10 protein-coding genes and 1 pseudogene are annotated in these 9499 nt (G+C 70.4%); 8 read left to right on the plus strand and 3 right to left on the minus strand.

Annotated elements, in window-relative coordinates:
- The 3 genes and pseudogenes from NS220_RS20220 to NS220_RS14255 all read left to right on the plus strand — a co-directional run.
- Nucleotides 1–924: pseudogene (locus NS220_RS20220) on the plus strand (hypothetical protein); the annotation flags it as partial.
- 20 nt (nt 925–944) lie between these two features.
- On the plus strand, nt 945–1610 hold the full coding sequence (locus tag NS220_RS14250) for an ABC transporter ATP-binding protein (protein ID WP_440589467.1): 666 nt from the start codon (nt 945–947) through the stop codon (nt 1608–1610).
- A complete protein-coding gene (locus NS220_RS14255; RefSeq protein WP_058624696.1) occupies nt 1607–2884 on the plus strand; it encodes an ABC transporter permease in 1278 nt (425 codons plus the stop codon). Before NS220_RS14250 ends, NS220_RS14255 begins: the two co-directional genes overlap by 4 nt.
- A gap of 3 nt (nt 2885–2887) precedes the next feature.
- Here NS220_RS14255 and NS220_RS14260 read toward each other — a convergent pair whose 3' ends face one another.
- A complete protein-coding gene (locus NS220_RS14260) occupies nt 2888–3250 on the minus strand; it encodes a hypothetical protein (protein ID WP_058624697.1) in 363 nt (120 codons plus the stop codon).
- A 230-nt stretch (nt 3251–3480) separates the two neighbouring features.
- On the opposite strand from NS220_RS14260, the gene NS220_RS14265 reads away from it, so the two are divergent.
- Both NS220_RS14265 and NS220_RS19395 read left to right on the plus strand, forming a co-directional pair.
- The gene (locus NS220_RS14265; RefSeq protein WP_013585605.1) at nt 3481–3762 is read left to right on the plus strand and encodes a metal-sensitive transcriptional regulator; all 282 of its coding nucleotides are present in this window, start codon (nt 3481–3483) and stop codon (nt 3760–3762) included.
- 9 nt (nt 3763–3771) lie between these two features.
- Nucleotides 3772–4104 carry a heavy-metal-associated domain-containing protein gene (locus NS220_RS19395; protein WP_081323194.1) on the plus strand — a complete coding sequence of 111 codons (333 nt, stop codon included), beginning with the start codon at nt 3772–3774 and terminating at the stop codon, nt 4102–4104.
- A 4-nt stretch (nt 4105–4108) separates the two neighbouring features.
- Here the strand turns inward: NS220_RS19395 and NS220_RS14275 are convergent, their stop codons facing one another.
- On the minus strand, nt 4109–4372 hold the full coding sequence (locus NS220_RS14275; protein ID WP_058624698.1) for a hypothetical protein: 264 nt from the start codon (nt 4370–4372) through the stop codon (nt 4109–4111).
- A gap of 99 nt (nt 4373–4471) precedes the next feature.
- Nucleotides 4472–5017, minus strand: coding sequence for a PadR family transcriptional regulator (locus NS220_RS14280; protein WP_346335427.1), 546 nt, complete (start codon nt 5015–5017; stop codon nt 4472–4474).
- A 139-nt stretch (nt 5018–5156) separates the two neighbouring features.
- On the opposite strand from NS220_RS14280, the gene NS220_RS14285 reads away from it, so the two are divergent.
- From NS220_RS14285 to cydD, 3 genes are all read left to right on the plus strand, one after another.
- A complete protein-coding gene (locus tag NS220_RS14285; RefSeq protein ID WP_058624700.1) occupies nt 5157–6599 on the plus strand; it encodes a cytochrome ubiquinol oxidase subunit I in 1443 nt (480 codons plus the stop codon).
- A gap of 20 nt (nt 6600–6619) precedes the next feature.
- On the plus strand, nt 6620–7651 hold the full coding sequence (gene cydB / locus NS220_RS14290; RefSeq protein WP_058624701.1) for a cytochrome d ubiquinol oxidase subunit II: 1032 nt from the start codon (nt 6620–6622) through the stop codon (nt 7649–7651).
- 83 nt (nt 7652–7734) lie between these two features.
- Nucleotides 7735–9423, plus strand: a complete 1689-nt coding sequence (gene cydD / locus NS220_RS14295) for a thiol reductant ABC exporter subunit CydD (protein WP_058624702.1) — start codon at nt 7735–7737, stop codon at nt 9421–9423.
- Nucleotides 9424–9499: the final 76 nt, after the last annotated feature.

Raw genomic sequence — 9499 nt, forward strand, 5'->3', positions numbered from 1 at the left:
ACGACGGCGCTGCGCAGCGCGCAGGCCGCGGTCTCGGCGGCGGAGCAGGGGGTGGGCGCCGCCCAGACGGCGTTCGACAAGGCACGAGCGGGCGCGACCGACATCGACAAACGCGAGGCCGACAACGCCGTGTCGAGCGCACAACGCGCCCTCGATCAGGCGCGCGTGCAGACGCCGGACGACGGCGCGAAGATCGGCGACCTGAAGGACGCCGTGGAGCTCGCGCAGATGAAGCGCGCGCAACTCGACACGGCCCCCGACACCGGCGGCACGCGCGCCGAACTCGATGCCGCCCGTACGCGGCTGACCGAGGCGACGGCCGAGCTCACGCGCGCGCGACAGGGGGCGCTGCCCGCACTCCCGGCGGGAGAAGTGCTCTACCTCACGTCGCTGCCGCGCCGGGTCGACTCCGTCGAGGCTCGACGCGGTGCCGAGGTCAAGGGCGCCGCGATGGTCGTCTCGGGCGCGACGGTCGCCCTCTCGGGCTCCGCGAGCGAGGTCGACGCGCGCCTGCTCGAGGTCGGCGACAAGGCCACCGTGGACCTTCCGGACGACTCGACGCACGCGGCCACCATCACGGCCCTGACGCCGGGCAAGCAGTCGTCCGACCGCTGGACCATCACCCTGTCCCCTGACCCCCTCACGCCCGCGCAGGTGACCGCCCTGCAAGGGCAGAACGTCCGGGTGATGATCCCCGTCGGCGCCACCCAGGGCGACGTCCTGAACGTGCCGCTGGCCGCCCTGTCCGCCGGTCCCGGCGGAGAAGAACGCGTCGAGGTCGTCGACGGGGATCCGCGCGACGGAGACCGGGCCTCGACCCGACTCGTCAAGGTCGAGACGGGGCTGGCGGCCGACGGAGCCGTCGAGGTGAAGCCGATCGAGGCCGCGCTGTCGCCCGGCGACCTCGTGGTGGTGGGACGGTGACGATCGCGGAGCGCCCGCCCGTGATCGACCTCCGGGACGTCACGCGCACGTTCCCCGGGACCCCCGACGTGCAGGCCCTGCGGGCCGTCGATCTCCGCGTCGACGAGGGCGACTACCTTTCGATCGTCGGTCCGAGCGGGTCGGGCAAGTCCACGATGCTCAACATCCTCGGTCTGCTCGATCGGCCGACGATCGGCGAGTACGTCCTGGCGGGAACACCCACGAAGAACCTGGGCGATGACGAGCGCGCGGCCGTGCGGGCACGTTCGCTGGGCTTCGTGTTCCAGGCCTTCCATCTCCTGCCACGACGCACGGTGCTCGAGAACGTCATGATGCCGATGCTCTACAGCGGCACTCCCCGCGCGGATCGCGAACCGCGCGCCCGGGAGGCCCTGCGCCGCGTGGGCCTGGACCATCGAGTGGATTTCCGTCCGGGTGTGCTGTCCGGTGGCGAACGGCAGCGGGTCGCCGTCGCGCGAGCGGTCGTGACGCGCCCCCGTGTCCTGCTGGCCGACGAGCCGACGGGGAACCTCGACCGCGCCACCACGCGCGAGATCATGGAGCTCTTCGAAGAGCTCCACGCCGACGGCCTCACCCTCGTGCTCATCACCCACGATGCGCACGTCGCCGAACGAGCCACCCGGACCGTCCGCATCGCAGACGGACGGGTGGAAGAGGTCGCATGAAGCCCCCGTTCGCCCGGCTCTCTTCCCGTCGGCGTCGCTCGGTCGACGGCATTGCCCGTGCTGATCGATTCGGGTTCCTCGACCTCCTGACCGAGGCCACCGCCGACATCGGCACCCGCCCCGGACGCCTGTCGTTGACGGTGGCGGGAACCGTGCTCGGCATCGCCGCCCTCGTGGCGACGGTCGGCTTCTCGCAGACGGCGACGGATCAGATCGCCCGGCAATTCGACGATGCCTCGTCCACGCAGATCGTCGTCACCCCCGCCAAGACCTCGGCACGGGGCGGGACCTCCGTCGCCACGGCCCGGCTCCCCTGGGACGCGGCCGACCGCGTCGAGCGGCTGGCGGGTGTCGAAGCGGCCGCACTGCTGACGAAAGTGGACCTCGGCAAGGGAACCATCAGTGCCGTGACCGTCAACGATCCCTCCGCGCCCGCGATGGTCTCCCCCGCTCTCTTCGCCGCGTCGGCGGGCCTGCTCGACATGGTCGGCGGCACCATCGTGACCGGCCGGGCATTCGACGACGGGCACGATCGTCGCGGCGACCGTGTCGCTCTCCTCGGTGCGAACGCCTCCGCGAAGCTCGGCGTCGGCCGCATCGACACGCAGCCGTCGATCTTCATCGACGGCATCGCCTACGCCGTCATCGGCATTTTCGACGGTGTCGACACGGCGGGTGAGCTCCTCGACGCGGTCGTCGTTCCCGACGGCGCCGCTCGACGTGACTTCGGCCTTCGCGCCCCCAGCGATGTCCGGGCGAGGATCGCGGTCGGCACCGGCCCGCAGTTGCGTGAGCAGGTCCCGCTCACGCTCTCGCCCGATGCGCCCGACAACATCGATGTGGGTGCTCCCCCGGGGGAATCCGACCTTCGCGCGGGCGTGCAGTCCGACGTGGGATTCGTCTTCGTCCTTCTCGGCGTGATCGTGCTGCTGGCCGGCGGCCTCGGGATCGCGAACGTGACGATGCTGTCGGTGATGGAACGCGTCGGCGAGATCGGACTGCGCCGCGCGCTCGGAGCGACCCGGAGACAGATCGCCGGCCAGTTCGTCGTCGAATCGATCGTGATCGGGATGCTGGGAGGTCTGATCGGATCCTCTCTCGGCGTCTTCGCCGTGGTCGGTGTCTCCGTCGCCCAGGGATGGACACCCGTCCTCGACCCGCTCATCGCCATCGGGGGCGCGGTCCTCGGAGCCCTGGTGGGGCTCATCGCCGGAGGCATCCCGGCCCGCCGCGCGGCACGGATCGAACCTGTCGACGCGCTTCGAGGCGGATGATCGTCACCACCCGTACGCGTTGAACCACGCGCGACGGCGGTCGGCCTCGGCGCGGGACTCGTCTCCCCGCCACGAGTCGTGGGGCTCGATCAGGCCGTCGCCGTCGCGGTCGACGAACGCCCAGCAGACCGGGCACACGGCGCGGCCCCCCGGGAAGCCGTCGTCCAGGAGCGGGGCGGGATCTGCCGGGGTCCCTGCGGCGGCGCACTCCGGCGGGTCGGCCTGCCGGTCGCTCCACAGCAGACGACCGCCGGTGCGGTGGTGAAGACCGCGGTGGCCGTCCTCACGGGTGCAGATCTCCCCGTTCCTTCGGCTGAGGCACAGCCTCCGGGCGGCGCCCGGGAGCGCTGCCAGTGTTCGCGTCATCCTTCGATTGTCGCCGCTGCGAGCGCAGCGGGGGCAGGTGCGGGATGCGTACGGGGCGATGGGGACCGGTGGGGAAGGGGTCGGCGGTCATCGCGGACCACCACCGGTGCGACGAGAGAACATGTCGACCTCCTGATGCCTCGACCATCCGTCGGCGAGCCGGGAATTCCGAGGGGGTTGACAGACCGCGAGTCAGTGCTACGGATACCCCATGGGGGTATCATCGGTGCATGCACGGATACGTGGGGCACAAGGACGATCTGCTCAAGCGCCTGCGTCGCGCGGAGGGCCAGGTGCGCGGGATCGCGCGGATGGTCGACGACGACCAGTACTGCATCGACATCCTCACCCAGGTGTCCGCCGTCACGAAGGCGCTCGAGAACGTCGCCCTCTCCCTGCTGGACGACCACCTGTCGCACTGCGTGGCGGAGGCGGCGGCGCAGGGCGGTCCCGTGGCAGAGGAGAAGCTCAAAGAAGCCAATCAGGCGATCGCTCGTCTGGTTCGTTCGTAAGGAGAGACCATGACCGAACAGCGCATCGAGCTCGGACGGACCGCCTCCACGCCCTCCGCAGGGGGGTGCGGCGACAGCTGCGGTTGCGGCGATTCCGCCGCGGCATCCGTTTCCGCACCGGCGGCGACGCCGAACGACGTCCTGCACGTCGAGGGGATGACCTGCGATCACTGCGTGCGCGCCGTCACCGAAGAGCTGTCCGCCCTGGACGGCCTCGAGGTCGTGCGGGTCGATCTCCGCTCCGGCGAGCCCTCGCTCGTGCGCATTGCCCGCACGACAGCGGTGAGCGACGACGACATCGCCGCGGCCATCGACGAGGCCGGCTACTCGCTGGTGCGCTGAGCGCTCACGCGGACCGGCGCAGGACCGCCTCGACGGCGGCGTGGAACGTCGACAGCTGGGCGACCTCGACCGCGCGGTCGTATCGCGTGCCGCCGAGAGCGACGAAGACGGAACCGACGACCTCGACGTAGCCGACGATGAACCCCTCGCGCGCGACCTCGTAGAGGTCGAGGTCGATGCGCGTCCAGGGGATCTCGACGGAACCCGGCGGGGCCGTGGGGGCGGCGACGACGTGACCCGGACGGCTGAGCGGTGCTTCCATGACCATGTGATACTCCTTGGGTCGTCCGGGGGTGTTCTCACCCTGCGCCCCGAGCTTCTGATCCGCGCCGGCCTTGACGAAACCCCTACACGCGGCTAACTATCCTCACAGCGCTGCCCGTGCCGGCCGGCCGCGGCGAGGCCGCTCGTCCGAGATCGCGAGCGCCGTTGACCCGGCCGCCAGTTCCTCCACCTCGTCGAGCCAACGCAGTTCAGCCTCGAGCCGCGCGCGCCGGGCCGCCGCGACGATCGCGGTGCCGGTGGCATCCGTCCCTTCGCTCGGGGTCCCCTCTTCCGCGAGGGCCGCTCGCACGCCGGCGCGCTGCGCGGACAGGATGCCGGCGACGTCGACACCCGGGAGGGTGACCGCCAACGCGATGCGCAGGGCCAGTTCGTCACGGCCGTCCGCCACGGAGGCCGTCCGCAGCCACGCGCGCGCTTCCGCCCGCCCCGCGGGGGTCACGCTCCACAGGATCCGCCCGTCGTCGTCGACGCCGCCGTTGTCGACCAGTCCGTCGCGCTCGAGGCGCTCCAGCGTCGTGTAGATCTGCCCGACGTTGACGGACGCACCCGTGCGACGGATGTATTCGGCGCGCAGCTGGGAGCCGTAGCAGGCGCCGTGATCGAGGATCGCTAGCAGGCTCTGACGCACGGACACAAGGGACCTCCGACCCACCAGGGAATGACTTTCCGAGTATATGGTTCGACGCCGAGGGATCCCCTCAACCCCGCCGTCGGGCGGGAGTAACCTGTGGTCTGACCACATAGCACAGCTTGATCGGAGGCTCCCCGTGGAGTGGCTCGACCCCCTCGCCCTCGCCCGCTGGCAGTTCGGGTTGACGACCCTGTACCACTTCCTCTTCGTGCCTCTGACCCTGGGGATGTCGCTCGTCGTGGCGATCTTCCAGACCGTCTGGTACCGCACCGGAGACGTGAAGTGGCTGCACCTCACCCGGTTCTTCGGGAAGATCTTCCTCATCAACTTCGCCATGGGCGTGGTGACCGGCATCGTCCAAGAGTTCCAGTTCGGCATGAACTGGTCGGCCTACTCGCGCTTCGTCGGTGACGTGTTCGGCGCCCCGCTCGCCTTCGAGGGGCTCCTCGCCTTCTTCCTCGAGGCCACCTTCATCGGCCTCTGGATCTTCGGCTGGGACAAGCTCCCCCGTCTCGCGCACCTCGCCAGCATCTGGATGGCAACCCTCGGGGCGACGTTCTCGGCGTACTTCATCATCGCCGCCAACGCCTTCATGCAGAACCCGGTCGGCTATCAGATGGCCGCCGACGGCCACCGCGCCGAGCTCGTCGACTTCTGGGCGATGCTGACCAACCCCGTGGCGCTCGCGGCCTTCCCGCACACGATCTTCTCGGGCTGGATGTTCGCGGCCATGATCGTCGCCTCCATCTCCGCCTGGCACCTCGCCCGCGGGCGCCACGTCGAGATGATGCGCACGACCCTCCGCTTCGGTCTGTGGTCCGCGATCGTGTCCTTCGTCCTCGTCGCCGTCGCCGGTGATCAGCTGAGCCTGGTGATGGTGGCGACCCAGCCGATGAAGATGGCGGCGGCGGAGGCGACGTTCAACACCGTCTGCGGACAGGATGCCTCGTTCTCGATCTTCACGCTGGGCACCCCCGACGGCACGAGCGAGCTGTTCTCGATCCGCGTGCCCTTCCTCCTCAGCATCCTGTCGACGCACTCCCTCGACGGTTGCGTCGAGGGCATCAACGACCTGAACACGATGTACAGCCAGCAGATGTTCCCGCAGTTCGCCGACCAAGTCGACGGCAACTTCGCGCCCGTCCTGTGGGTCACCTACTGGGCCTTCCGCTGGATGATCGCGCTCGGAGGCCTCACCGCCCTCATCAGCGCCGTGGGCCTGTGGGTCACCCGCAAGAAGGCGACGCGGCCCGTCGCGCCGTGGATGTGGCGCGTGGCGATCTGGGCCGCTCCCCTGCCGATGATCGCGAGCCTCGTCGGCTGGATCTTCACCGAGATGGGGCGTCAGCCCTGGATCGTCTTCGGGCTCATGCTCACGCAGGACGGCGTCTCCCCGAGCGTCCCGGGATGGAGCGTGCTCGTCTCGCTCATCGCGTTCACCCTCACCTACGCGAGCCTCGCCGTGGTCGAGTTCGGGCTCATCAAGAAGTACGCGCAGAAAGGACCGGACCCCCTTCCGGATCCGAACGCGCCGCGGGAGCCCGACACCGTCGAGAACACCCCGACTACCGTCTACTGAATCGGCCCAAGGAGAACATCATGGATCTCGCCTACCTCTGGTTCTGGATCGTCGGATTCCTCTTCATCGGCTACTTCGTGCTCGACGGGTTCGACTTCGGCGTGGGGATGTCGCTGCCCTTCCTCGGCAAGGACGACATCGCCCGCCGGCAGATCATCAACACCATCGGCCCCGTGTGGGACCTCAACGAGACGTGGGTCATCGTCGCGGGAGCGGCGCTGTTCGCCTCGTTCCCCGAGTGGTACGCCACGCTCTTCAGCGGGTTCTACCTGCCGCTTCTGCTGATCCTGCTGGCCCTCATCGCCCGGGGCGTGTCGTTCGAGTACCGCCACCAGCGCGACTCGGTGAAGTGGAAGCGCGGCTTCGACCGCATGATCGTCATCGGCTCCGCCGTCCCCGCGTTCCTGTGGGGCGTCGCGTTCGCCAACATCGTGCAGGGCGTGCCGCTGGATGCCGATCACGAGTACGTCGGCACCCTGCTCACGCTGCTCAACCCCTACGGCATCCTGGGCGGCCTGGTGACCCTGCTGCTGTTCTTCACCCACGGCGTGTACTTCGTGGCGCTGAAGACGGACGGGCAGGTGCGGACGGACGCACGCAAGCTCGCCAAGACCTCGGGCCTCGCGACCATCGTGGCCGCCGCGCTGTTCCTGGTCTGGACGATCGTCCAGGCGGCGAACAACCAGGCACCGCTCCTGCTGGGAGTCGTCGCCCTCTCGGGGATCGCCGCGCTGGCCCTGATCGGCTCGTGGGTGGCGAACCTCCGTGACCGCGAGGGCACCGCCTTCACGCTCGGCGCGATCACGATCGTGACGGCGGTGGCGGCGCTGTTCTTCGCGCTCTTCCCGAACGTGATGCCCTCCACCCTCGAGGCCGGATCGGGCCTGACGATCGAGAACGCCTCCAGCACCGACTACACCCTGACGATCATGAGCTGGGCGGCGCTCATCTTCCTCCCCCTCGTGCTGGCCTATCAGGGCTGGACGTACTGGGTGTTCCGCAAGCGCGTGACGCGCGCCCGCATCGAGAAGGCCGCGCTCGTCGCGCACTGACGTCCCCGTCGGCCCGCTTCCCGCCGGAGCGGGCCGACCCGTCTGAGAGGATCGAACCCGTGAGCGACGCCGGGCCGGAGAGGATGCGTCCCGTGGACCCGCGGCTCGTTCGCTACGCCACGGCCGCGCGAGGGTTCCTCGTCGTCACCGCCGCGATCGTGCTGGCACAGACCGGCGTGATCGTCGGTTTCGCGTGGGCGCTGACCTCGGCCCTCGTCGGCGCGATCGGCGGGCGGCCGGCGTCGGAGCTGTGGCCGTACGTCGGGGTCGCGGCATCCCTGGTCCTTCTGCGCGGGCTGCTGATGGTCGCCTCGGAGCGCGTGTCGGCGCGGGGAGCGGCCGTCGCATCCCTGCAGCTGCGCGAGAAGCTCGTCGCCGCGGTCGCGCGGCTCGGCCCTCGCTGGCTCACCGGGCGTAACACCGCCACCCTGGCGACCACCGCGGGCCACGGTCTCGAGGCGCTCGACGCGTACTTCGGGCGCTACCTGCCGCAGCTCGTCGCGACGGCGATCACGATGCCGATCCTCATCGGGGCGATCGCCCTCGCCGATCCGCTCTCGGGCCTGATCGTCGTGCTGACGATCCCCCTCATCCCGATCTTCATGGTGCTGATCGGGCTGGCCACCCGCTCCGTGCAGCAGAAGCAGTACCGCACCCTGGGGCGGCTCGCCGCGCGCTTCGCCGACACCGTCGAGGGCCTCGGCACGCTCAAGGCGTTCGGTCGGCAGCACCGCGCGGCCGACACGATCGAGACCGTCACGCGCGACTACAAGCGCGAGACGATGACGGTGCTGCGCGTGTCGTTCCTGTCGGGCTTCGCGCTGGAGTTCCTGGCATCCATCTCGGTCGCGATCATCGCCGTCACGATCGGGTTCCGCCTGCTCGCCGGCGATCTGTCGCTGCTGGTGGGGCTGTTCGTGCTGCTGCTCGCCCCCGAGGCGTATCTGCCGCTGCGCCAGGTCGGCGTGCAGTTCCACGCCGCGTCCGAGGGCGTTGCGGCGACGAACGAGATCTTCGATGCGCTCGACGCCGCACGGACGACCTCGATTCCGGATGCCGAGACCTCGGCGACCGGGTCGACGGTGGCGCTGCACGAGGTGCGCGTGGACCGCGGGGCGCACCGCATGCCGCGGGTGTCTCTGTCGGTGGGTCCCGGTGAGGTGGTGCTCGTGACCGGGCCGAGCGGCGTCGGCAAGTCGTCGTCGATCGCCGCGTTGCTCGGATACGCCGAGTACGAGGGGGACGTGCGGGTCGACGGCGTCGCGGTGCCCCACGCGCGCGGCGCCGTCGCGTGGGCCGGGCAACGCCCCGGGCTCGTCTCGGGCACCGTCGAGGCCAACGTCGCGCTCGGATCCGCCGCGGACTCCGCCGCGATCGCCACCGCCCTCGCGGACGCGGGCGCCGCCGACATCGACCCCGCCACGCCGCTCGGCGCGGGCGGGTCGGGGCTCTCGGGCGGTCAGGCGCAACGCGTCGCCGTGGCGCGGGCGCTGTATCGCGCCCGGGTCGCGGGTGCTCCCGTGCTCGTGCTCGACGAGCCGTCGAGCGCCCTGGATGCCACGACCGAGGCGCACCTGTGGGCGACGCTGCGACGCGAGGCCGATGCCGGCCGCGGGGTGCTGCTGGTGTCGCACCGTCCGTCCGCCCGCGCGATCGCGGATCGCGTGGTGAACCTGCACCCCCCGCGTGAGTCGCCAGGAAGTGTCGCTTCGGCAGGTGCCGAGGCGACACTTCCTGGCGACTCACGCGTGGCTCGCGGGGGGCGCTCGTGAGTGCCCGGGTGCGCGGCATCCTGCGCGCGGCGATGCCGTCTCGTCGCCGGTTCGCGCCCGCGGTGCTGTCGGGCCC

The organism is Microbacterium testaceum, from assembly GCF_001476655.1.
Classification (GTDB): Bacteria; Actinomycetota; Actinomycetes; order Actinomycetales; family Microbacteriaceae; genus Microbacterium; species Microbacterium testaceum_C.